The following is a 23,314-nucleotide window of genomic DNA, read 5'->3' as shown; positions in this document are numbered from 1 at the left end:
GTATATGAATCCGGATTCAACGGAGCTGTGATGATGCAGGTTAAGAAGCTGTCCCGCGAAGCATATGAAGAGAAACTCGCCGCGCTTGGCGTGGCGATTCCCGTTGAGCAGCTTCCCGTTTGGTTGGAATTCGAGTCGACGATTCCTGGCCGCAGTCCATGGGGTTATGCCGTCATCGAGGACGAAGGCATAACCATTGCTGCAATTTGTTTTGCTCAGTACGAGACCCATGGGTATCGCTACCTGCGTGCGCACCATGGTCCCATTTGGGTCGAGGAGCCCACGGCCGAGACGGAGGCAGCTGCGCTTGAAGCCCTGCGCGCATTTGTTCACGCCGAGGACCGTCGCCAGGTGTTTTGCCGTCTTGCGGTGAAGCACGATCTTCCCGCCACGCGACGCTGCCTTTCCACTCTCCCTTACGACACCACGGTGATCATCGACCTCACGGGAGGCGATGACGAGATTCTTGCGCGCATGAAGCCGCGCGGCCGTCGTGATGTGCGCAAGGCGTTGCGCGAGTGCACGCTTACCTTTAGCGATGAGACCGATCGCGCGCAGAAATCCTTTGATGAGTACTATGAAGTTATGGTCGAGACCGGCAAGCGCGACGGGTTCTCGCCCGCCCCGATCGAGGATTACCGCAGCATGCTGCGCATCTTGGGCCCTGAGCACTGCCGCCTGTTCGCCGGTCGCGACGGAGACCAGGTCATTACCTGGACCATCGCCACTATCTCCGGCACGCGTGCAACGCGCTACTATGGCGCATCGCGCTCGTGCGACGCGCGTTTCCTCGCAACCGATCGCCTTATCTATTTTGAGTGCTGTGAGCTCTCCCGCATGGGGTGCACTGAGTACGATCAGATGGGCATCGGCAGCGAGTTTGCGCCCGAGACCCTCAATCTCAATACGTTCAAGACGAAGTTTGCCAAGGATGGCGTGCGCATGATCGCGCCCGACCGCGATCTTCCCGTGCGCGGCGGCTTCTATGGCACGCTTGTCCGCCTTAAGGCGCTGCGTTCACGCCTTCGCTAATCCTTTCTTGTTCCATCCCGCTCTTTTGATTGGTGCACTCATGATTGATACTTCCCAGCTCACCGAATCCGATCTTTCGGCTCGCCTGGTCCCCGTCGCCCTTGGCGGAGAGATTATGTCCTATGGCTTTGCCCGCTGCTTCCATGAGGCGTATGGCGTGAAGACGATGGTCATCTCGGCTGTTGACGTCAAAGTCACCTCCTCGAGCAACCTGGTTGATTATCGCGTTGTTCCCGCCATGGGACAGGGAGACGATGCGATCATGGATTTCCTGCGCAAGCTCGGTGCCGAACTCGCGGCGGCTGGCAAGGTCGCCATCATCTTTGGCAGCGCCGATTGGCATGCGCGCATTCTCTCCCAAAACAAGGAAGAGCTTTCCCAGTGGTTTGCTGTTCCGTATAACGATTTTGAGTTGCTCGACGACATCACGCAGAAGGAACGCTTCTATGCGATCTGCGAGGAGCTGGGTATCGACTACCCCAAAACCTGGACGTTCGATTGCGCGGACCCGGATGTTGTGATCGATGCCGAGTCCTTCACCTATCCGCTTATCGCGAAGCCTTCCAACTCCGCCCGTTATGACCTGATGGATTTCCCGGGCAAGGAGAAGGTCTATGAGGTCCAGACGCCCGATGACCTGCTGCGCATCTTTGACCTGCTTCGCGAGGCGGGCTACGACCGCGAGCTCGTTGTCCAAGATTTCATCCCCGGCGACGACGACGCCTTGCGCTCCCTTACGACGTTTTCCGATGCCTCGGGCGATGTGCGCGTCGTGTCCGGCGGTCGTGTGGTGCTTCAGGACCACTCCCCGGCGCGCATCGGCAACCCGATGTGCATCTTGCCCGAGCGCGTCGATCGCATCATCGAGGACGCCAAGCGCTTTTGCAAGCACGTTGGCTATCGCGGTTTTGGCAACTTCGATATTAAATACGATGCGCGCGACGGCTCCTACAAGTTCTTCGAAATCAATACGCGTCCCGGTCGCAACACGTACTACGTGGCCCAGGGCGGCGCGAACATCGCCCGTCTGCTTGTAGACGAGTACATTCTGCATCGTGAGATTCCTTATCAGGAAGCCTATGGCGATACCCTGTACACCTGTGTGCCCAAAAAGGTCATCGAGCGTCATGTTTCCAACCCGGAGCTGCGTGACGAGGTCTTGGACATGTATCGCAGCGGCCACACCGGCTATCCGTACGATAATCCCCGCGACACCTTTGCCCATAAGCTCTATGCGCGCGTGACGTTTATGCACCAGGTGCAGAAGTTCGACCGTTTTATGGGCTCCGGCAAGAACGCGTAGCCTATGTCTGAGCCGGATGCCGGCGCGGCGCGTCCGCGCATCTCCTCCTCGCTTGATGTGCGAGCTGCGCACGAGCATGTGAGCGCGTCTGCCAACGGCGCGCCCTCGCTTGCCGAGCAGGTGGCGCATGTCCCGACCGATCCAGGTTGCTATCTATGGAAAGATGCTGCTGGCGAAGTCATCTATGTGGGCAAGGCCAAAAACCTTCGCGCGCGCATGAAGCAGTACGTGACGCTGAGCGATGACCGCCAAAAGATTCCCCTTATGATGCAGCTTGTGGCGTCATTTGATTACGTGGTGGTCCAAAGCGAGCACGAGGCGCTCGTTTTGGAGCGCAATCTTATCGAGCAGTATCACCCGTATTTTAATGTCGACTTCAAGGACGACAAGAGCTACCCCTATATCGCCGTCACGCATGGTGATGCCTTTCCCGCTATCAAGTACACGCGTGAACGCCATCGGGCGGGCACGCGCTACTTTGGCCCCTATACAGATGCGCGTGCCGCACGCGAAATGATCGATACCCTGCGCAAGGTTGTGCCCATCTGCAATGCTTCCTGCGCGGGATGGAAACATGTGCGCCGTCTGCTCGAGAAGCATCCCGCCGACAGCGATGTTATTGAGCTTGTTTGCGCCGAGAAGGGCCGTCCTTGCTTTGATTACCATGTGGGCCGCGGCCCGGGTGTCTGCGCAGGCATGATTGGACGCGAGGAGTATGCCAAGAATGTTCGCCGCGTAGAGCGTTTTCTTTCCGGCAAGCGCCGTGAGCTGATCGATGAGCTCAAAGGCGACATGGCGCAAGCCGCTGCCGAGCTCGACTTCGAGCGCGCTGGGCGTATCAAACGCCGCCTTGAGGTTATCAATGGCCTTGATGATCGTCAGCAGGTGGTGTTCCCCACAAGCGTGGACATCGACCTAATCGGTTTCTACCGTGAAGAGACTATCGCGGGCGCTTGCGTTTTTGTGGTGCGCGAGGGCCGTACGGTTCGTACGTGCGAATTCATTTTGGATAAGGGCCTTGACGTGGACGAGGAGGAGCTCGTCTCGGGATTCGTCAAGCGCTATTACGACGAGACCTCGGATATTCCCGCAGAGGTCGATGTTGCCTGCGATGTGGAAGACGCCCCGGTTATTAGCGAGTGGTTGAGTCAAAAGCGCGGCCGCAAATGCGTCCTCCATCGTCCTCAGCGCGGCGAGAAGCATCGGCTGATGGAGATGTGCGTGCGCAATGCCCGCCATGCCCTCATGCGCTATATGATGCGCACCGGATATTCCGATGACCGCACGAACCAAGCATTGCTGCAACTGGAAAGCGCGCTTGCGCTCGATGCGCCGCCGCTTCGTATCGAATGCTTCGATATCTCGACCATTCATGGCAAGTTTACGGTGGCATCAATGGTGGTGTTCACTAACGGACACGCCGACAAGAGCCAATATCGACGCTTCAAGATCCGGGCGGAGCTTGAAGAGGCAAACGACTTCGTGTCGATGTCCGAGGTACTGGGGCGTCGCTACGCGCCCGAGCGTATGGCGGACGAACGCTTTGGGTCGCGGCCCGACTTGCTTGTGGTCGACGGCGGAAAGCCGCAGCTCACGGCTGCTATGAATCAGCTCGAAGCGCTGGGTCTCGACATTCCCGTTTGCGGCCTTGCTAAGGCCGACGAGGAGGTCTTCGTGCCTTGGGACGATACGCCGGTGGTGCTTCCCACGGGTTCTGCCTCGCTCTATCTCATTAAGCAGGTGCGCGATGAATCCCATCGCTTTGCCATCACCTTCCATCGCGAGCTGCGCGACAAGGCGATGACGGTTTCGATTCTTGACGAGGTGGAAGGCGTGGGACCTACGCGCAAAAAGGCCATCATGCGTCACTTTGGTTCCATGAAGCGGCTGCGTGCCGCGAGCGTCGACGAGATCGCCCAGGTGCGAGGCATTCCCGCTGACGTCGCACAGGCGGTCTATGACACGCTGCGCGCGTGGGGGAGAGACGAGCAAGAGCGAGAGGCATAAGCCCGCCGCACGTAAGCGCCGTTGCTTTTGTGGCACCTTGCTATACTGGTCGATAGTTGGAATCAACAGGGAGGCGCTCTTATGCCCGCGAGAGATGATATTACCGCGCAGGAACTTGCCGATCGCATACCGGACATTGTGATTATCACCGGCATGGCAGGGTCTGGCCGCACGCAGGCGATGCATGTCTTTGAGGATATGGGCTATTTCTGCATCGACAATTTGCCCCCGCGCCTTATCTTGCAATTGGCGGAGCTCGTGGGCATCAACGCGGGCATCGGGCGTCATCTGGCGGTCACCTGCGACCTGCGAAGCCAGGGCTTGTTCGACGAGCTGCTGGATACGATCCGCACGCTCGAGGACCATGAGATGAGCTGCAAGATCGTATTCCTCGACGCTTCTGATGAGGTACTGATTCGTCGTTACAGCGAGAATCGTCGTCGCCATCCTCTCGTCATGCCCGGCGAATCGACCGTCGACGCCATTCAGCGCGAGCGCGTGCAGCTCGAGAGCATCAAAGACCGTGCCAACATGGTGATCGATACAAGCCGCATGCGTACCTCCAGCCTGCGTAACAAGCTGCGCATGGCCTTCTCGGAGATTCCCGACCAGCAGCTTATGGACGTGCATGTCTTTTCTTTTGGGTTCAAGCACGGCCTGCCGGTTGAGGCCGATCTTATGATCGATGTTCGCTTCCTGCCCAACCCCTATTACGATCCCGAGATGCGCACGATGACGGGCTTGGATTCCAAGGTGTCTTCCTTCGTGCTCGAGCATCCTAAGACCAAGGAATTTTTGGATGCATGGTTTCGCCTGCTGGATGCTGTGATGCCGGGCTACGTCGCAGAAGGAAAGCCTCAGCTTTCCATCGCCGTTGGCTGCACGGGCGGGCAGCACCGTTCCGTGGCGATTGCCGAGGCGACGGCGCGCTATCTTGAGCGTCAGCAATATCACGTGAGCATTTCCCACCGCGATCTTCCGCGTGCGAACACAGCAAGTTAGGTGTAAGTATCACGATGCTCTGTCAAATGGATAGCCCTTGTGTCCCCTCTCTTTTCCAGAGGAGGCGCCATGTCGTTTACCGCCGAGGTGAGAGATGAGCTCGCGCGCTGCGAGCCTTCCTGTGAATACTGCGATTTGGCGACGCTTGCCGCGCTCGCGCGCGTTTGTGGAACGCTCGTTGCCGGCTCAGGAGGCTATCGTCTGCAGGTTGCAACCGAAACCGGTGCCGTCGCTCGCACCATGATCGGCCTTACCCATAAGATCTTGAAGCTCAAGACCGAGTTCACGGTGCGCAAATCCGTATTGCATCGTGTGCGCAACTATCTCATCGTTTTGCCCGATCAGCCTGATCTTGAAAAGGCCCTTGTTCTGTTGGGGATTCTCGATCGCCAGGGAAATCTGGTGGCGGGCATTCCGCACCATGCGGTTGCGCGCGATTGTTGCCGCCTCGCTTATATTCGGGGAGCGTTGATTGCGGGCGGTTTCGTAGCCGATCCCCGCGGCGACTTTCATCTTGAGATCGCCGTGACGGGCGAGCAGTTCGCCTATGCCCTGGCCGATTTGATTTGCCAGGTGGGCATCCGTGCGCGCGTGAACCGTCGTCGGTCGAGCTATGCCGTGTACGTTAAGAGCGCCGAGGACGTGCGCAATCTTCTGCATATCGTGGGTGCGCGTCGCTGCGTCGAGGATATCGAGGACGTGCGCGCTATGAAGTCGGTTAAAAACGACGTGAATCGACTGGTAAATGCCGAGCTGGCCAACCAGGGCAGGAGTGCCGGCGCGGCGCAGCGCCAGCTTGAGCTCATCGAACAGTTGAAGCGACTGGGGCTGCGAGACAATTTGCCGCGTGCGCTTGCCGATTTCTGCGACTTGCGCGAGGCTCATCCCGATCTGTCTCTTCGCGACCTCGGACAGGCCGCTCGGCCGCCGCTTTCAAAATCGGCGCTGTATCATCGTGTGCTTCGTTTGGAGAAGCTCGTTGGCGATTCATCAGGCAAAACACAGTAGATTGGCGTGCCCTGTATGGATTTCGCGATGTTGAAACGCTTCAAAGTAATGAAAAAAGCGGAATCTCGCCAATCACGCTACTACCGCGATTGAAAAAAGGTATATTCAGTGAGTGGTTAGTTTGTGGGCCCGAGCGGCAGGCAAAAGAGCCTGCGGGGCCTAACGAAAGGAGACACGCATGGCAGTAAAGGTTGCTATCAACGGCTTCGGTCGCATCGGTCGTCTGGCATTCCGTCAGATGTTCGGTCATGAGGGCTCCGAGATCGTTGCTATCAACGACCTCACCTCTCCCGATATGCTCGCTTACCTGCTGAAGTACGATTCTACGCAGGGCAACTACAGCCGCGATCACGAGGTCGTCGCCGGTGAGGATTCCATCACCGTCGATGGCAAGACCATCAAGATCTACAAGGAGGCCGACGCCAACAACCTTCCTTGGGGCGACCTCGACGTTGACGTCGTGCTCGAGTGCACCGGCTTCTACACCAGCAAGGAGAAGGCTCAGGCCCACATCAACGCTGGCGCCAAGAAGGTCGTCATCTCCGCTCCGGCCGGCAAGGACCTTCCCACCATCGTTTACAACGTCAACCATGAGCAGCTCACCGCTGATGACAACATCATCTCCGCTGCTTCCTGCACCACCAACTGCCTCGCTCCGATGGCTAAGGGTCTGAACGACTTCGCTCCCATCGTCTCCGGCATCATGACCACCATCCACGCCTACACCGGCGACCAGATGCCTCTCGACGGTCCGCAGCGCAAGGGCAACAAGCGTCGTTCCCGCGCCTGCGGCGAGAACATCGTCCCGAACTCCACCGGTGCTGCTAAGGCTATCGGCCTGGTTCTCCCCGAGCTCAACGGCAAGCTGATCGGTGCCGCCCAGCGCGTCCCGACCCCGACGGGCTCCCTCACCAACCTCTACGCTGTCGTCGACAAGACCGTCACCGTCGAGGAGGTCAACGCTGCTATGAAGGCTTACGCTGAGACCATCCCCGAGACCTTCGGCTACAACGAGGACGAGATTGTTTCCCGCGACATCGTCGGCGAGACCCACGGCTCCATCTTCGACGCCACCCAGACCATGGTTCAGGACCTTGGCAACGGCCAGTCCCTCGTCCAGGTCACCTCTTGGTACGACAACGAGAACTCCTACACCTCTCAGATGGTCCGCACCATCAAGTACTTCGAGAAGTTCGTTGCTTAAGTTGAGCTTCGATACTTTGCGTAAGTAGCGTCAGGTGAGGCGCGGCCCTGTGGCGTCATGCCTCGAGGCCGCGCCTTTTTGCATCGTGCCGACCGGCACGCTTTTAAGAGAAAGGTAGAAGGCATATGGCTTTCACCAAGAAGACTGTTCGCGACGTCGAGGTCGACGGCAAGCGCGTTTTGTGCCGCGTTGACTTCAACGTGCCCCTGAAGGACGGCGTTGTTGGCGACACCACTCGTATCGTCGCTGCTCTCCCCACCATTAAATACCTCGTTGAGCACAATGCTCGCGTTATCCTCATGAGCCACCTTGGTCGTCCCAAGGGCGACGGCCCTCAGCCTGAGCTTTCGCTCGCTCCGGTTGCCGCCAAGCTCGCCGAGCTTTCCGGTTTCGATGTCGCTTTTGTCGACGACACCTATGGCCAGAAGGCTGCCGACGCCGTGGCCGCTCTCGAGCCGGGCAAGATCCTCGTGCTCGAGAACGTTCGCTTTGACAAGCGCGAGAAGAAGAACGATCCCGAGATCGCCAAGACTCTCGCTTCTTATGGCGACATCTTTGTTCTTGACGCCTTTGGCACTGCTCACCGCGCCCAGGGTTCCGTCGTGGGCCCGGCTGCCTACATCCCGGCAGTCGCTGGTTTCCTGCTGGAGAAGGAGGTCTCCACGCTTGGTGGCCTGTTCTCCGAGCCCAAGCGCCCCTTCGTCGCCATCCTCGGCGGCTCCAAGGTTTCCGACAAGATCGGCGTGATCGATCGTCTGCTCGACTCCGCTGACACCGTCATCGTCGGCGGCGGCATGGCTTACACCTTCTCCAAGGCTCAGGGTGGCCACATCGGCAACTCCCTGTGCGAGGACGACTGGTGCGACCGCGCTCTCGAGATGCTCGACAAGGCCAAGAAGAACGGCGTCGAGTTCCTGCTTCCCGTTGACAACGTGACCGCTGACGCCTTCTCCGAGGACGCAAACACCCAGGTTGCCAAGACCGGCGAGATTGCTGACGGCTGGGAGGGCCTTGACATCGGCCCCGAGACCGAGAAGCTCTTTGCAGACGCTATCGCTAAGGCCAAGACGGTCTTCTGGAACGGCCCCTGCGGCGTGTTCGAGATGGACAAGTTCGCTCACGGCACCAAGGCTATTGCCGAGGCCATCGCTGCGAACCAGGACTGCGACTCCGTTATCGGTGGCGGCGACTCCGTGGCTGCTGTCAACAAGTTTGGCCTGGCCGACAAGATGACCTTTATTTCCACCGGCGGCGGCGCTTCCATGCAGCTCGTCGAGGGTAAGCCCCTTCCTGGAGTGGAGGCGCTGAACGATGCCGAGTAACCGCACCACCCTTATCGCCGGCAACTGGAAGATGAATAACGACGTTGCCGCTGCCGCCAAGCTCGCTGACGAGCTGGCCCAGGCTCTGCCCGAGGTTCCCGCTGGCGTCGAGGTCCTCGTCTGCCCGCCGACCATCGACATCACCACCGTGCACGACCGTATCCAGGCCGCTCCGATCGCCCTGGGCGCTCAGAACGTGTACTGGGAGGAGAAGGGCGCCTACACCGGCGAGTCCTCCTGTGACATGCTCAAGTCCGCTGGCTGCACCTACTGCATCATCGGTCACTCCGAGCGTCGCGACTATTTCCACGAGACCGACGAGGACGAGAACAAGAAGGCCAAGGCCCTCGTTGCTGCTGGTATCGTTCCTGTCTTCTGCTGCGGCGAGTCCCTTGAGGTTCGCGAGGCCGGCACCTATGTCGAGCACGTTGTGAACCAGGTCAAGGCCGGTCTCGATGGTCTCGATATCACCGACCCTGCTCAGCTCGTCGTCGCTTATGAGCCCATCTGGGCCATCGGTACCGGCAAGACTGCCACCGCTGACGATGCTCAGGAGGTCTGCGGCGCTATCCGTGAGACTCTCGTCGAGATGTTCGGTGCCGAGCTCGCCGATGGCATTCGCGTGCTGTATGGCGGCTCCGCTAAGCCCGGCAACATTGCCGAGCTTGTGGCAAAGCCCGACGTCGACGGTGCCCTCGTGGGCGGCGCTTCGCTTAAGGCCGAGGACTTCTCCCAGATGGTCGTTAAGGCAGGCGAGTAGTGAACATGGCAAATCGTCATCTTCCTGCACTGCTGGTTATCATGGACGGCTGCGGCCTGGCTCCTGCTAACGACGAGAACGCCGTTGCATGCGCCAAGCATCCGTTCATCGATTCCCTGTACGAGAAGTACCCCCACACCACGCTCGGTGCATCCGGTGAGGACGTGGGTCTTCCCGACGGCCAGATGGGTAACTCCGAGGTGGGCCACCTCAACATCGGTGCCGGCCGCATCGTGTTCCAGGAGCTCTCTCGTATCAACAACGCTTGCAAGGATGGCTCGCTCGAGCACAACGAGGTCCTCGTCGCAGCAATGGACGATGTAAAGGCTTCCGGCAAGACCCTGCACCTCATGGGTCTTGTTTCTCCGGGCGGCGTTCACTCCTCTATGGCCCATGCCGAGGCTCTCGTTAAGATGGCCGCCAAGCGCGGTGTCAAGTGCGTTCGCGTTCATGCCTTCATGGACGGTCGCGATGTCGACCCCAAGAGCGGTCTGGGCTACATCGATGAGTTCTCCGCTTTCCTGGCCGACGTCTCCGAGAACAACGGCTGCGATGCCCGCGTCGCCACCGTTTCGGGCCGTTATTACGCCATGGACCGCGATAACCGCTGGGAGCGCATCCAGCTCGCCTACGACGTCATCACCAAGCCGTTCGACGGTGAGGCCAGCGCCCATGCTGGCATCGAGGCCTCTTACGCCGCCGACGACCGCGGTGATGAGTTCGTCAAGCCGTTTGCCTGCAAGAACGAGGGCGTAGCCGATGGCGACGCCGTCATCTTCTTCAACTTCCGTCCCGATCGCGCTCGTCAGATGACCCGCGCGTTCACGGAGGCCGACTTCGACGGCTTCACGCGTGAGGTTGCCCCGAAGCTTTCCCACTTCGTGACCCTCACCGAGTACGACCCCACCTTTAACGTCGAGGTCGCATTCCCCAAGATCTTCCCGCAGGAGGTTTTGGCCGACGTCATCGCCGAGAACGGCCTGAAGCAGCTTCATACCGCCGAGACCGAGAAGTACGCTCACGTGACGTTCTTCTTGAACGGCGGCATCGAGGAGCCCAAGCCCGGCGAGGAGCGTGTGCTCGTGCCGAGCCCCAAGGTCGCTACCTACGACCTCAAGCCTGAGATGAGCGCCCCCGAGGTCACCGAGAAGCTCGTCGCTGCCATTAACGAGGATCGCGCTGATTTCTACATCGTGAACTTCGCCAATTGCGACATGGTGGGCCACACCGGTGTCTTTGAAGCCGCCGTCAAGGCTGTCGAGGCTGTTGACGACGCTCTTTCCAAGGTGATTCCGGCAATTCTCGCCAAGGGCGGTTTTGCTCTGATTACCGCCGACCACGGCAACGCCGACCATATGTTTGACGTCGCTGCCGATGGCACCAAGCATCCCTTCACGGCACACACCACGAATCGCGTGCCGTTTATCATCGTTGATGAGAAGGCTAAGCTTACCGGCATCGAGGATGGCCGTCTTTCCGACATCGCCCCCACGATGCTCACCATGGCCGGTCTTGAGCCCTCCAAGGAGATGACGGGCCGCGTGCTCGCCTGCGAGGAGTAGCTTATAGAACGCGCCTGGTACATGGTGTAACAAGGACCGTCGTTGGATTTCCAGCGGCGGTCCTTTTACGTTGTGAATCGCGAGCACGTGCCTGCGTGCGCATTTCGCAAAAGAGAAAACCCACGCACAAACGTCTTCTTTTCGCTAAAAATAAGAAAAAGTGAACGTTTGCGCGCGGGTTTTCGTCTGGGTGCGTGCAGGCTTTTGGGTACCCGGCGTGCTTGTGGGCTACTTCTTGTAGCGAAGCAGGGCGTCGCGGATGGACTCAAGGGCTGCAAAGACACGCTCGTCGTCGCGGTAGACGCCAAGGACGATGCGCAGGTGACCGGCACCGCCCTGACCGTAGTTCTTGCCGTCATTGACCGACACGCGCGCCTCAGCAGTGAGATAGGCTGCAATCTCAGTCGAATCGCCAAGCTCTGAGACGTCAACCCAGCACAGGAAGCCAGATTCGGGAAGCATGACATGTACGCCGGGCACGCTGTTTAAGATCTCGGCGGCGCGATGGCGGCGCTTGTCGTAGGCGGTTTCGAACTGCTTCATGAAGCTGGGGTTTTGAAGCGCGACCGTCGCTGCCTGCTGGGCCGCAGTGGAGGTTGCTCCCACCACGGCGACAGCGGTGGCGAACAGCGGGTCCATGATGCTGTCGCAGCACACGATATATCCCACGCGCAAACCCGAGAAGCCCATGCCCTTCGAGAAAGAAAAGACCGTTACCGTGCGCTCGAACATACCGGGAAGTGCGGCGGGGGTGATCATCTCGTTTTCGTATGTGAAATCCTCAAACGCCTGGTCGCACACGAGCACGAGGTCGTTGTCGATAATGATTTTGGAGAGAGCCTCGAGCGAGGCGCGGTTGAAGACCGTGGTGGTGGGGTTATTGGGGTGCGTGAGGAGCACCATCTTGGTTTTGGGCGTAATCGCTGCCTGGAGTGCTTCTGGGTCGAGCTGATAGCCGTTTTCGGCCTTGAGCTCGACGGCCACAGGCACGCCGCCGGCAATGCGGACGTCGAGGAAGTTATTGGGGTAGCTAGGGGAGGGGATGATGACCTCGTCTCCTGGCTGGATGAACGGCAGGATGGCAAAGAACAGGCCCGAGTCGGAGCCGGGAGTGATGAGGATGTTGCGCTCGGGATCGACATCGAGCCCGTTTTGACGGCGGAGCTTCTTGGCGATCTCTGCCTTGAGCTCGGGGGAGCCGATGGGGGCGGTGTAGTGCGCGGCAGACTCGCGGCGAGCCGCCTTCGCGTAAGCATCTTCCACAAAATCGGGCATGGAATGGTCGGGCATGAACGGGTCGGCCCAGCCCATGAGAGCGACGCCCTGGCGTTCGAGCTCTTGATAAGAGGCTCCAACGTCGGCTTTTTCGACGCATGAGAACAGGCCTCCCTCGGCGGCGCGGAACACGGGTGCCATCTTTTTCTTTATCGGATGCTGCATGGGAAATCCTTACGTTGCGATGCTTAATCATCAAGCCAATGTTTCATTGTATCTGAGTGTGTGCTGCTTGGCGCAAAGGAGTTCTCAGACGAATCGGTAAGCGTTGGGAAGCCGTTGTCCAAGACAAGACGTTTTCGGGTTGTGCGAAGGCGCGGTGAAAATGTGGCACAGATGAGCCTGTCTCTAATGTTTTGAGGGGAAAAGGATGATTTGTGGTACCATAGCAGACTGTAGTTTTAGCATCTCTAAAGGAGAACCTCGTGGGTCCGTTCCAGATTATCCTCTTCATCGTTTGGGCTATCTCCACTGTTGCCCTTATCGCGCTCGTCCTTATGCATTCCGGCAAGGGCACTGGCGTTTCCGATATGATTGCCAGCTCGCTGTATAATTCCAGCGCTGCAACCGGCGTCATGGAGCAAAACCTTGACAAGCTCACGGTTATCGTCGCTGTGGTCTTTGCAATCTGCGTCGTGCTTGCCATGTTCTTCTTCCCTCAGGGCATCTACGGCATGTAGGCCATCATTTATTACTAGTGCACAAGCGGCCGCTCGGATTTATCCGGGTGGCCGCTTTTTTTATTTCACGGTTCTGCCGGGACCAGGGGCCGCGATGCTAAATGCATGCCCGACCCGGGGTCTGAAGGCAAGTCGAGACTCATTTTGTCTCGCTGCGGGGTCGTGCAGAAGACTGCATCGTGCTAAAGTTGCTGCCATGTAGCGTGCTGCCGCAAAGCAGTGTCAAAGATGCGTCTGATAGGAGTCGACGTGGCCGACGAGTTTGAGCTGTACGACCTTAAGGTTGAGGTCGTGGCCGGTGAAAAACCCTTCGTCTGTTCGCATCATGTGGGCGACAGCTTCTTGGTAGAAGGGGAGAACCTCGTTTTTCCGCAAGGTGCGTCGTTTTCCATGTATGCCCTCGCGGCGCTTTTGCCCCTGCTGCCGGCAAAGCAACGTCCGCTGCAGGAAGCTGATTGGATGGGAACCGACGCCCTGATAGCCTGTCCCGACCCCAATTGCGGCGCGCAGTTCAAGATTTCGCGCGTGGGCAAGCGCACACTTCGCCATGGTGACTGTACCGTGGTACCCCTGGATTCAAAACGTTAGGAGTGGGTGGATTATGGACCTCGTTTCATTTGAAGGACCCGAACGCGTCGAGTTGGCGCCTGGCTATACCGTAAGCCGCGTGATCAACGGTTGCTGGCAGCTCTCGGAGGGCCACTCCCTGACGAGCCCCATCGATTTCGACGATGTGACGCGGGCTTTTTTCGAGCTTACGGAGCGTGGCTTCACCACCTTCGATTGCGGCGATATCTATACCGGTGTAGAGGAGTTTTTGGGCACTTTCGTCGAGAAGCTCAAGGCAGGGCAAGGAGCTGTTTCTGCCGATGAGATCCAGATTCATACCAAGTACGTGCCCGATCTTGATATTCTGGCCGATGTCGACTTTGCGCACACCGAAGCGATCATCGATCGAAGCTTGCGCCGCCTGCATCGTGACACCCTCGACCTTGTGCAGTTCCATTGGTGGGACTATGACGTGCCCGGCTATGTAGAGACCGCGCTTGACCTGGCCGAACTCCAGCGGCGCGGTAAGATTCGCAACATCGGTGTCACCAACTTCGATGCTTCGCACCTCAAAGAGATTGTTGATGCAGGCGTGAATGTCGTTTCGTGCCAAAGCCAGTATTCGATGTTCGACCGTAGGCCCGAAAACGGCTTGTCTGCCTATTGTGAAAGCGCCGGTATTTCGCATGTGTGCTACGGCACGCTTGCAGGTGGCCTTTTGGGATCAAAGTGGCGCGGCATCAAGCGTGCGGTTCCCGAGACGCGTTCGCAGGTTAAATACTTGCAGGTGCTGGAGGATTCCGTGGGTTGGAAGGGGTACCAGAAGCTGCTCGCGCTGCTTGCCGAGATCGCCGGCCACTACGGCGTGCAGCCGAGTCATATCGCCACGAAATATATCCTTGGTCAGCCTTCCGTTGCCTGCGCCATTATCGGCGTGCGCAACAGCCGTCATGTAGACGACAACTGTATGATTTTTGAGTTTGAGCTTACTGCCGAGGACGAGGCCGCTATCACGGCGTTTTTGAATGAATACCCGCGTCTTGAAGGCGATTGCTACACCCTTGAGCGTACGAGCCCGCGCTATCGCGGCATCATTCACATGAATGTGAACGAAGAGGAGCAGGGGGAGAAATAAATCGTTTACAAAAGAGCCTTCTGCCGAATATGAGACGCCGTTTGTTGGGCGGAAGGCATATACTCTGACTCATTGCGAGCACAGGATGGCAAACCGCGCCCGCGATGCGTGTGTGCCCCCTTTGGGGCGATTTGGTTTTCGGCTCTTCGGGGCCTAGTTCGAAAGGATTGCAGTCTTATGACTACCAATCACATGATGATGGGCCGCCGCGCATTTGTCGGCGGTACGCTTGCAACCGGCGCTCTCGCTGCTCTTGCCGCTTGTGGCAAGAAGGGCGGTTCTGATGCCGGTTCCGGTGCTGCTGGTGGCGCCACCATCAATTTCTACATCAACAACCCTGTCTGCATCGACCCCTACAACACGCAGGAGTCCGAGGGCGCGCAGGTCGAGTTCCAGCTGTTCGACTCGCTGACCACCTATGACTTCGAGGCCAAGGAGCTCAAGGGCTTGGTCGCCGATTCCTGGGAGGCTAACGACGACGCCACCCAGTTCACCTTCCACCTCAAGAGCGGCACCAAGTTCCATAACGGCGAGACCGTTACCTCCAAGAGCTTCAAGTACGGCTGGGAGCGCATCTGCAATCCCGAGACCAACCCCGGTTCCCCCTCGGTCATCTCCTACCACCTGTCCTTCGTCAAGGGCTACGATGAGATGCTCGATGGCTCTGCAACCGAGCTCTCCGGCGTGACCTGCCCGGATGATGACACCCTCGTGGTCGAGCTCACCTCTGCTTTTGCAGACTTCCCCTATGTGTGCTCGCATCCCGCGCTGGCTCCTGTTCCCGAGGCCGCCAAGGACGACTTCAAGAGCTTCTTCCTGGCGCCGATCGGTAACGGCCCGTTCAAGATGGATGGCAAGTGGGAGGACGGCCAGGAGATTAACCTCACCCGCTTTGACGACTACTATGGTGAGAAGGCCAAGATCTCCGCTGTCCACTTTGCTATCCAGAAGGATATGGAGACGGCATACAAGGAGTTCCAGGGCGGCAACCTCGACGTCTGCGACGTCCCGGTGGCCCAGGTCGACTCCGCCGTGGCCGATCGCGGCAAGTCCGAGGACGGCTACACCATGTCCGATGGCCAGCACATGCTGCTGGGCGAGGAGCTCTCCACGTACTACCTCATCGTCAACAACACAATCGAGCCGTACAACAACCCCGACTTCCGTCGTGCACTCTCCCTGGCCATCAACCGTGAGGCCATTTGCAAAACCCTCTTCAAGGGTACCCGCACCCCTGCCGACGGCATCGTGCCTCCCGCAATCGCCGGTTACGAGAAGAACGCTTGGGCCGACTGCCGCTACGACAAGGACGCTGCTGTCGAGATTCTCGACAAGCTCTATCCTGCGGGTTCCGACGGCTCGCGCGGTCTGAAGCTCAAGCTTTCCTACAACCAGGACGGCGGCCACAAGGAGATCATGGAGTCCGTGATCGGTGACCTGAACGCCGTTGGCATCGATGTCGAGTCCGACACCCCCGAGTGGGCTGCCTTCATCAGCTCCCTGGATTCCAAGAGCTATGAGTTTGGCCGCATGGGCTGGAGCGCCGACTATCCCATCCTGGATAACTTCCTGTACCCGATGTTCAACTCCAAGAGCGCCGACAACAAGACCGGCTATGCCGATCCCGAGGTCGACGAGGCTCTCGTGGCTGCTCGCGCCACCGTCGATGACGCCGAGCGCATCAAGGCCCTGCAGGCTATCAACCGCAAGGTTGGCGATGCTATGCCCATCATCCCGCTGATGTTCTACACGCACCAGATCGCCGGTTCCGATCGCGTGAAGCACCTGTACATCGATCCGTCCAAGCACGCTGAACTTGGCACCGCTGAGCTCGCTTAATTCCGAGCTTGACGTATCTATATAGCTTGAAGAGGGGATGCGCTGCCGTGTACGCACCGGCGCGCATCCCTTTTTATGACAAGAAGGGACAAGCACATGATCAAGGTCAGAAGCGTGCGCGAGCGCTATGAGATTCAGGAGCGCTGCCTCAAGGAGCGCCTGGAGCGAATCGTTCCGCAGGCTATGGAGCAAAGTGGCGCCGATATCTGGCTTCATGTATCTCGCGAGTACAACGAGGACCCTACGTTCCGCGCGTTGTTTCCGCCCATGTATCCCACGGCGCGCCGCTTGACGATCCTCGCTTTTGTAAAGACGGACGAGGGCGTGCGCCGTTTTCATGTGGCGATGCCCGACGAGGATCTTGAGCGTTTCTATGAGCGCTATTGGATTGATTGGCGTGAAGAACCCCAGATGGCTGCCCTCCAGCGCCTTTTTGAGGAATATCAGCCCCGCACGATCGCCGTCGACCGCTCGAAGAACTTTGCTGTGGCTGACGGCCTTTCTGCCGGCTGCGAAGCGCTGCTGCTCGAGGGCCTCGATGAAACATGGACGAGCCGGATGTATGCCGATGACGTTTTTCCCATTAAGGTGATGGAGCTGCGCACTCCTACCGAGATGGAGCTCATGCCCGAGGTGGCAGACGTCTCGTACTCGATTCTCGAGGAGATGTATACGTCCGAGGTCGTGAAGCCCGGTATCACCACTACGCAGGACCTCGAGTTCTTCATGCGTCAGCGTGCCGTTGACTTGGGCCTGGAGTATTGGTTCGAGCCCACGATGGATATCGAACGCGCGGGCGTTGATGAATCACGCATCACCGGCGTGATCGAGCCGGGAGACCTTCTGCACTGCGATTTTGGCATCCGCTACATGAACATGATGACCGACAGCCAGCGCTTGGCCTATGTGGCGCGCCCCGGCGAGACCGAGATTCCCTCCGAGCTTGTGGATGCGCTTGCCGTGAATAATCGCTTCCAGGATATCGTTTGCGAGAACATGGTGCCCGGCCGTACGGGTAACGAGGTTTTCGAAGCGTCGCTTGCCGCCGCGCGCGAGGAGGGCATCGACGCCATGCTGTACTCGCATCCCTGCAATATGTACGGCCATGGCCCCGGGCCCACTATCGGTCTGTGGTCGAATCAAGGTCCAATTCCCGTGGCGGGAGATGTGCGCGTGGACGAGAACACCTGCTGGGCGCTGGAGCTCAACGTCAAAGCGCCGGCTCAGGGTCGCGACAAGTGCTTTATCTATACCGAGGAGACCATCATGCTCGACAGTGAGGGCGTTCACTATCTGCATGAAGGCCGCGACAAGATTACGTTCATCGGCTAGAACCCGCCATTCAATGTTTCGCTTTCGTTAACGAAAAAATGACTTTCGGAAACGAATGTAAAACGCGGCTGTGCCTGCATGTGTGGCGCGGCCGCGTTTTTTTGCAGCTTTAACCTGCGGTTCTTTTGGCGACAAAGGTGCAATAACTCGTGCTGACTAAAGAAATACCTGCTGTTTTAATCAAAAACTACAAACGGCACTTTTCCAAAATAGAGTAAAGTACATCCAATCGTGTATACGCCCACACAGCCAATGGGCGTGTAGCTCGAATGCGATGTATGCAGCTCTCGCGCAATGCATCGCCCATGTTCTGCATTTAAGGAGGATGGCATGGCTGATTTCAAATTCCATGAGCCCGTTATGGGTCGTCGCGCTTTCGTGGGCGGCTCCCTCGCTGCGAGCTCTCTCGCATTCCTGGCTGCCTGCGGCAAGAAAGGCGGCTCCAGCACCGCTGGCTCCGCTTCCGGCGCAACCTCTGGCGCCATCGTCAACTACTACATCAACAACCCCGTCTGCATCGATCCCTATAACGTCCAGGAGGACCAGGGCACGCAGGTTTCCTTCCAGCTGTTCGATGCGCTGACTAACTTTGACTATGACAAGAACGAGATTGTCGGTCTTGCTGCCGAGTCCTGGGATGCCAGCGATGACGCTACCGAGTTCACCTTCCATCTGCGCAAGGGCGCTAAGTTCCACAACGGTGACGCCGTGGATGCCGAGGCCTTCAAGCGCGCATGGACTCGTGTCGTGTATCCCAAGAGCGCGGTTGCGATGGAGTACGGCCCGTCTGAGGTCTCCTACCACCTGTCGCTCGTCGAGGGCTATGACGAGCTCGCAGCCGGCGATACCGACGAGTTTGCCGGTCTTTCCTGCCCGGACGACCTCACGTTTGTGGTCAAGCTGTCTGCCCCTTATGCCGACTTCCCCTTCGTTGCTTCGCACCCGGCCCTGGCTCCCGTGCCCGCTGCTGCCGAGGATGACGCCAAGAACTTCTACCTGGCTCCCATCGGCAACGGCCCGTTCCAGATGGACGGCAAGTGGGAGGATGGTCAGGAGATCAACCTCAAGAAGTTTGACGACTACTATGGCAAGAACAAGGCCAAGGTAGACGGCGTTCACTTTACCGTTCAGAAGGACGTCGAGACCGCTTGGAAAGAGTTCCAGGCCGGCAACCTCGACATCTGCGACGTGCCCGTGCCGCAGATTGACTCTGCCATCAAGGACCGCGGCGAGTCTAAGGACGGCTATACCATGTCCGACGGCCAGCACACGCTGCTCGGCGGCGAGCCTTCCGTCTACTATCTGGTCGTCAACAATACCGCTGCGCCTTTCGACAACGCTGACGTGCGTCGCGGCGTGTCCATGGCCATTAACCGCGAGGCTATCTGCAAGACTCTCTTCAAGGGTACCCGTACCCCTGCCGACGGCATCATCCCGCCGGGTATCGACGGCTACCAGGAGGGCGCATGGGAGTACTCCAAGTACGACGTTGACGCCGCCAAGGAGTGCCTGGACAAGGCTGGCTATCCCGCAGGCTCCGACGGTTCCCGCGGCCTGAAGCTCACGCTTTCCTACAACCAGGACGGCGGCCACAAGGAGATCATGGAGTCTGTCATCGGCGACCTGGAGAAGGTCGGTCTCGAGGTTGTCTCCGATACCCCCGAGTGGAGTGCTCTGCTTGACCAGTATCAGCAGCTCGACTACCAGTTTGGCCGTCTGGGCTGGATCGCTGACTATCCCATCATGGACAACTTCCTGTATCCACTGTTCCACTCCGATTCTCTCGGTGGCGACAACCGCTCCGGCTACAGCAACGCCGAGGTCGACAAAGGTATCACCGAGGCTCGCGCCACGGTTGACGACCAGGAGCGTCTGGACAAGATGCATGCAGTCGATAAGATCATCGCTGCCGATTGCCCGGTTATCCCGCTGATGTTCTACTCGCACGTGACCGCCGGTTCCGATCGCGTCAAGTCCTTCTATCTGGACCCGCAGAAACATGCGTATCTGAACCGCACGGAGCTCAACGCGTAAAAGAGCACACATAAGCCTCAATCTGCTGCTATTACACCTATGGCGCAGATAGCGGCAAAACGATATACTGAGTGTTTGTTTGACGGGGTGTCAATCTTCATCGGTTGACATCCCGTTTAGGTGTATCCACGGTAGGGGAGTTTTTTGTATGGGAAAGTACATCCTCAAGCGTGTGCTCCAATTCATCCCGGTTTTTCTGGGCGTAACGCTTATTCTGTTTGCGCTTCAGAACATCGTTCCGGGAGACCCGATCAAGCTGATTGGTGGCGAGAAGGCGCTCACCCCCGAGGTTGAGCTGCAGCTTCGCGTCAAGTATCACCTTGTTCAGGTTGACGATGAGGGCAACGCAATTCTGGACGAGAACGGCGACCCCGTTCCCGAGACCTTGTGGAACCGTTACGTGTTCTACATGACCGGCCTGCTTCAGGGCGACCTTGGCAGCTCGTATCAGCGTAAGCTGCCGGTGACGGACATCTTTGCTGCCAAGTATCCGTATACAGCGAAGCTTGCCCTTTGCGCTATCGTCCTCGAGGCGATCATGGGTATTGGTGCCGGCATCATCTCGGCGGTTAAGAGATATTCCTTCTGGGATATCTTGGTCACGTTGGTGACTTCGGTGCTCGTCGCTGTGCCCGCCTTCTGGCTGGGCATGCTGCTCCAGCTGTTCTTTGGCGTGCAGCTGCATGTTCTGCCCATTTCCGGTGCGGGCGGTACGGCATCTCAGTATCAGGATTGGGTGCACTACATCCTTCCTGCGGTGACGCTCGCTTCCGTTTCCACCGCATACTGCGCGCGCATCATGCGTTCGCAGCTCCTGGACGTTATGAACCAGGACTACATCCGCACCGCTAAGGCAAAGGGCCTTTCCAATCGTGCCATCATCTGGAGGCATGCACTCAAAAACGCCCTTATCCCGGTTGTTACATATATTGGTGTCGACTTCGGTGCCATGCTCTCCGGCGCCATCCTCACCGAGACGGTTTTCAACTGGCCCGGTATCGGTTACGAGATGTTCCGTGCCATCAGCAGCCGTGACTGGCCCATCGTTATGGGTGGCGTCACTCTTGTCGTGCTCGTGGTTATGGTCATCAACCTGCTGGTCGACGTAAGCTACGCCTTCCTTGACCCGCGCATTCGCTTCGATTCGTCCAATAAGAACGCCTAAGGGGAGGTACTTCATGAACGATAACAAGACCCCTCAGACGATTGAGGAGGAAAACGAGGCGCTGCTGGAGGAGATTCACCAGAAGTCCGATTCCTCTTCCCCCGCCGCCTCACGCACCCTTTGGGGTGACGCTTTCAAGCGTCTGCGTAAGAACAAGCTCGCCGTTATCTCGGTGATTTGGATTATCTTTGTCATCATCGTGGCTCTTTCGGCCGACCTGTGGGCCAAGCAGTGGCTCGGCTCGCCGACGGCTGCCGACTCCACCACGATGGCGCAGAACTCGACGCTTCCGCCTTCGGGCGAGCATCCCTTCGGCACCGACGCCCTCGGTCGCGACATTCTCGTACGCGTTATCTATGGCGCGCGCATCTCGCTTTCCGTTGGCGTTATGGCAACCGCCATCTCCACGATCCTCGGTTTGATTATGGGCGCTCTGGCCGGCTTCTACGGAGGCATCTGGGATACGATCATCATGCGACTGGCCGATATCTTCTTGGCCTTCCCGTATGTTCTGTTCGTGGTCTCGCTCATCGCCGTTCTCGGCCGTTCGCTGACGAACGTGTTCGTGGCCATCGGCATTTTGGGCTGGCCTTCCATTGCCCGCGTCTTCCGCTCCGCGATTCTTACGGTCAAAGAGAACGACTACGTGGACGCGGCTCGCTCCATGGGCGCATCTGACGTTCGCATCATTGCGCGTCACATCTTCCCGAACTCCGTTGCTTCCATCGTCGTGTACGCCACGATGAACATCGGTGGCGCCATCCTTACCGAGTCTTCGCTGTCCTTCTTGGGTATGGGCGTCGTTCCGCCCACGCCTTCCTGGGGTTCGATGATTCAGGACGGTCAGGCCTACCTGCAGACCGCTCCCTGGATGATGATCATGCCTGGTCTCGCCATTCTTTCGACCGTGCTCGCCTTCACCCTGTTGGGCGACGGTCTGCGCGATGCGCTCGACGTCAAGATGAAGGATGCATAAAGTCATGAAGAAGGATACGAAAAACTACGTCGACCTTAAGACGCAGCCCATTCCTGAGGGGCAGCATCTTCTGGAAGTCGATAACCTTAAGATGTACTTCCATACCGAGGACGGTATCGTCCATGCGGTTGACGGCGTTTCCTATACGCTCGACCGCGGCGAGACCCTCGGCGTGGTAGGCGAGTCCGGTTCGGGTAAGTCCGTGACGGCCATGACCATCATGGGCCTCATCCCGATGCCTCCCGGAAAGATTCACGGCGGCTCCGTGAAGTATCGCGGCAAGTCTCTGCTCGATATGAGTGAAGAGGAAATGCAGCACGTTCGCGGCAACGACATCGCTATGATCTTCCAGGACCCCATGACGTCGCTCAACCCGGTCTACAAGATCGGTAAGCAGGTGGGTGAGGGCCTTCGTCTGCACCGTGGCTACAGCAAGGAACAGGCGCTTAAGCGTGCTACCGAGCTGCTTGACCTGGTGGGCATCCCCGAGCCTGAAAAGCGTGTGAACGAGTATCCGCATCAGTTCTCGGGCGGTATGCGCCAGCGCGTTATGATCGCTATGGCACTTGCCTGCGACCCCGATATCCTGATTGCCGACGAGCCCACCACGGCTCTCGACGTGACCATTCAGGCGCAGATTATCGAGCTCATGCAGGAGATGCAGGAGAAGAACGGCAATGCCATCGTCATGATTACCCATGACCTGGGTGTCGTCGCCGATATCGCCGATAAGATCATGGTTATGTATGCCGGTCGCCCCGTGGAGTTTGGTACTGCCGATCAGATTTTCTATGAGAGCCGCCATCCCTATACCTGGGGTCTTATCCGCTCCATCCCCGAGCAGGTTATCGACGAGAAGAAGCCGCTTACGCCCATTCACGGCAACCCGCCTTCACTCGTCAACCTTCCCACCGGTTGCGCCTTTGCGCCCCGTTGCCCCTATGCTACCGAGCTGTGCCACACCAAGCGCCCTGAGCGCGTGGAGCTCTCCAAGGGCCACTATGCGGCGTGTCATTATGCCTCCGATTCGGAGTTTGCGAAGAAGAATGCTCCTGCCACGTCGCGCACCGGCAATGATGCTATCGCTACGGGCATGGACGATACGATGACGGGAGGCGAGGAGTAGACC

19 protein-coding genes are annotated in these 23,314 nt (G+C 58.4%); 18 read left to right on the top strand and 1 reads right to left on the bottom strand.

Translation table 11 applies throughout. The features are described 5' to 3' along the window. Positions 1-30 precede the first annotated feature (30 nt). From BQ9843_RS04760 to gpmI, 9 genes are all read left to right on the top strand, one after another. A complete protein-coding gene (locus BQ9843_RS04760) occupies positions 31-1,032 on the top strand; it encodes a lipid II:glycine glycyltransferase FemX (RefSeq protein WP_022387110.1) in 1,002 nt (333 codons plus the stop codon). Positions 1,033-1,072: 40 nt separating this feature from the next. Continuing rightward, positions 1,073-2,335: a carboxylate--amine ligase gene (locus BQ9843_RS04755; RefSeq protein WP_075844070.1), complete on the top strand. Its 1,263-nt coding sequence runs from the start codon at positions 1,073-1,075 to the stop codon at positions 2,333-2,335. 3 nt (positions 2,336-2,338) lie between these two features. After that, positions 2,339-4,342: an excinuclease ABC subunit UvrC gene (gene uvrC / locus BQ9843_RS04750; RefSeq protein WP_082218692.1), complete on the top strand. Its 2,004-nt coding sequence runs from the start codon at positions 2,339-2,341 to the stop codon at positions 4,340-4,342. A gap of 81 nt (positions 4,343-4,423) precedes the next feature. After that, positions 4,424-5,344 carry an RNase adapter RapZ gene (gene rapZ, locus BQ9843_RS04745; protein WP_075844069.1) on the top strand — a complete coding sequence of 307 codons (921 nt, stop codon included), beginning with the start codon at positions 4,424-4,426 and terminating at the stop codon, positions 5,342-5,344. Positions 5,345-5,413: 69 nt separating this feature from the next. After that, the gene (gene whiA / locus BQ9843_RS04740; protein WP_075844068.1) at positions 5,414-6,352 is read left to right on the top strand and encodes a DNA-binding protein WhiA; all 939 of its coding nucleotides are present in this window, start codon (positions 5,414-5,416) and stop codon (positions 6,350-6,352) included. 178 nt (positions 6,353-6,530) lie between these two features. Next, the gene (gene gap / locus BQ9843_RS04735; RefSeq protein ID WP_075844067.1) at positions 6,531-7,556 is read left to right on the top strand and encodes a type I glyceraldehyde-3-phosphate dehydrogenase; all 1,026 of its coding nucleotides are present in this window, start codon (positions 6,531-6,533) and stop codon (positions 7,554-7,556) included. 125 nt (positions 7,557-7,681) lie between these two features. Continuing rightward, positions 7,682-8,878, top strand: a complete 1,197-nt coding sequence (locus BQ9843_RS04730; protein WP_040219393.1) for a phosphoglycerate kinase — start codon at positions 7,682-7,684, stop codon at positions 8,876-8,878. Next, complete coding sequence (gene tpiA, locus BQ9843_RS04725; protein ID WP_022387117.1) at positions 8,868-9,638, top strand: triose-phosphate isomerase; 771 nt, start codon at positions 8,868-8,870, stop codon at positions 9,636-9,638. Before BQ9843_RS04730 ends, tpiA begins: the two co-directional genes overlap by 11 nt. A 5-nt stretch (positions 9,639-9,643) precedes the next feature. Continuing rightward, positions 9,644-11,200, top strand: a complete 1,557-nt coding sequence (gene gpmI, locus BQ9843_RS04720; protein WP_075844135.1) for a 2,3-bisphosphoglycerate-independent phosphoglycerate mutase — start codon at positions 9,644-9,646, stop codon at positions 11,198-11,200. Between the two features lie 228 nt (positions 11,201-11,428). On the opposite strand, the gene BQ9843_RS04715 is transcribed toward gpmI, so the two are convergent. Beyond that, the gene (locus tag BQ9843_RS04715) at positions 11,429-12,640 is read right to left on the bottom strand and encodes a pyridoxal phosphate-dependent aminotransferase (RefSeq protein WP_040219394.1); all 1,212 of its coding nucleotides are present in this window, start codon (positions 12,638-12,640) and stop codon (positions 11,429-11,431) included. Between the two features lie 260 nt (positions 12,641-12,900). Here BQ9843_RS04715 and secG point away from each other — a divergent pair, with 260 nt between their 5' ends. The 9 genes from secG (at position 12,901) to BQ9843_RS04670 (ending at position 23,311) form a co-directional block, all read left to right on the top strand. Then, positions 12,901-13,155 carry a preprotein translocase subunit SecG gene (gene secG, locus BQ9843_RS04710; RefSeq protein WP_022387120.1) on the top strand — a complete coding sequence of 85 codons (255 nt, stop codon included), beginning with the start codon at positions 12,901-12,903 and terminating at the stop codon, positions 13,153-13,155. Positions 13,156-13,404: 249 nt separating this feature from the next. Continuing rightward, the gene (locus BQ9843_RS04705; RefSeq protein ID WP_022387121.1) at positions 13,405-13,743 is read left to right on the top strand and encodes a TIGR04076 family protein; all 339 of its coding nucleotides are present in this window, start codon (positions 13,405-13,407) and stop codon (positions 13,741-13,743) included. Positions 13,744-13,756: 13 nt separating this feature from the next. Continuing rightward, the gene (locus tag BQ9843_RS04700; protein WP_075844066.1) at positions 13,757-14,839 is read left to right on the top strand and encodes an aldo/keto reductase; all 1,083 of its coding nucleotides are present in this window, start codon (positions 13,757-13,759) and stop codon (positions 14,837-14,839) included. A gap of 177 nt (positions 14,840-15,016) precedes the next feature. Next, the gene (locus tag BQ9843_RS04695; protein WP_075844065.1) at positions 15,017-16,678 is read left to right on the top strand and encodes a peptide ABC transporter substrate-binding protein; all 1,662 of its coding nucleotides are present in this window, start codon (positions 15,017-15,019) and stop codon (positions 16,676-16,678) included. A 96-nt stretch (positions 16,679-16,774) separates the two neighbouring features. Further along, positions 16,775-18,010 (top strand): M24 family metallopeptidase, encoded by a 1,236-nt coding sequence (locus BQ9843_RS04690; RefSeq protein WP_022387124.1) that lies wholly within the window; start codon positions 16,775-16,777, stop codon positions 18,008-18,010. 330 nt (positions 18,011-18,340) lie between these two features. Further along, a complete protein-coding gene (locus tag BQ9843_RS04685) occupies positions 18,341-20,044 on the top strand; it encodes a peptide ABC transporter substrate-binding protein (protein WP_075844064.1) in 1,704 nt (567 codons plus the stop codon). Positions 20,045-20,192: 148 nt separating this feature from the next. Next, positions 20,193-21,209, top strand: a complete 1,017-nt coding sequence (locus tag BQ9843_RS04680; protein ID WP_040219408.1) for an ABC transporter permease — start codon at positions 20,193-20,195, stop codon at positions 21,207-21,209. A 13-nt stretch (positions 21,210-21,222) separates the two neighbouring features. Next, positions 21,223-22,185 carry an ABC transporter permease gene (locus BQ9843_RS04675; protein ID WP_052445177.1) on the top strand — a complete coding sequence of 321 codons (963 nt, stop codon included), beginning with the start codon at positions 21,223-21,225 and terminating at the stop codon, positions 22,183-22,185. A 4-nt stretch (positions 22,186-22,189) separates the two neighbouring features. Then, complete coding sequence (locus tag BQ9843_RS04670) at positions 22,190-23,311, top strand: ABC transporter ATP-binding protein (RefSeq protein ID WP_040219411.1); 1,122 nt, start codon at positions 22,190-22,192, stop codon at positions 23,309-23,311. Positions 23,312-23,314: the final 3 nt, after the last annotated feature.

It is taken from the genome of Collinsella bouchesdurhonensis, assembly GCF_900155365.1.
GTDB classification, from domain to species: Bacteria; Actinomycetota; Coriobacteriia; order Coriobacteriales; family Coriobacteriaceae; genus Collinsella; species Collinsella bouchesdurhonensis.
The sequence above is the reverse complement of the archived record's forward strand: the minus strand, read 5'-3'. Positions and strand labels throughout refer to the sequence as shown.

Coding starts and splice junctions, on each gene's coding strand:
- BQ9843_RS04760 (WP_022387110.1), top strand. CDS start 31: ATGATGCAGGTTAAGAAGCTGTCCCGCGAAGCATATGAAGAGAAACTC.
- BQ9843_RS04755 (WP_075844070.1), top strand. CDS start 1,073: ATGATTGATACTTCCCAGCTCACCGAATCCGATCTTTCGGCTCGCCTG.
- uvrC (WP_082218692.1), top strand. CDS start 2,339: ATGTCTGAGCCGGATGCCGGCGCGGCGCGTCCGCGCATCTCCTCCTCG.
- rapZ (WP_075844069.1), top strand. CDS start 4,424: ATGCCCGCGAGAGATGATATTACCGCGCAGGAACTTGCCGATCGCATA.
- whiA (WP_075844068.1), top strand. CDS start 5,414: ATGTCGTTTACCGCCGAGGTGAGAGATGAGCTCGCGCGCTGCGAGCCT.
- gap (WP_075844067.1), top strand. CDS start 6,531: ATGGCAGTAAAGGTTGCTATCAACGGCTTCGGTCGCATCGGTCGTCTG.
- BQ9843_RS04730 (WP_040219393.1), top strand. CDS start 7,682: ATGGCTTTCACCAAGAAGACTGTTCGCGACGTCGAGGTCGACGGCAAG.
- tpiA (WP_022387117.1), top strand. CDS start 8,868: ATGCCGAGTAACCGCACCACCCTTATCGCCGGCAACTGGAAGATGAAT.
- gpmI (WP_075844135.1), top strand. CDS start 9,644: ATGGCAAATCGTCATCTTCCTGCACTGCTGGTTATCATGGACGGCTGC.
- BQ9843_RS04715 (WP_040219394.1), bottom strand. CDS start 12,640: ATGCAGCATCCGATAAAGAAAAAGATGGCACCCGTGTTCCGCGCCGCC.
- BQ9843_RS04700 (WP_075844066.1), top strand. CDS start 13,757: ATGGACCTCGTTTCATTTGAAGGACCCGAACGCGTCGAGTTGGCGCCT.
- BQ9843_RS04695 (WP_075844065.1), top strand. CDS start 15,017: ATGACTACCAATCACATGATGATGGGCCGCCGCGCATTTGTCGGCGGT.
- BQ9843_RS04690 (WP_022387124.1), top strand. CDS start 16,775: ATGATCAAGGTCAGAAGCGTGCGCGAGCGCTATGAGATTCAGGAGCGC.
- BQ9843_RS04685 (WP_075844064.1), top strand. CDS start 18,341: ATGGCTGATTTCAAATTCCATGAGCCCGTTATGGGTCGTCGCGCTTTC.
- BQ9843_RS04680 (WP_040219408.1), top strand. CDS start 20,193: ATGGGAAAGTACATCCTCAAGCGTGTGCTCCAATTCATCCCGGTTTTT.
- BQ9843_RS04675 (WP_052445177.1), top strand. CDS start 21,223: ATGAACGATAACAAGACCCCTCAGACGATTGAGGAGGAAAACGAGGCG.
- BQ9843_RS04670 (WP_040219411.1), top strand. CDS start 22,190: ATGAAGAAGGATACGAAAAACTACGTCGACCTTAAGACGCAGCCCATT.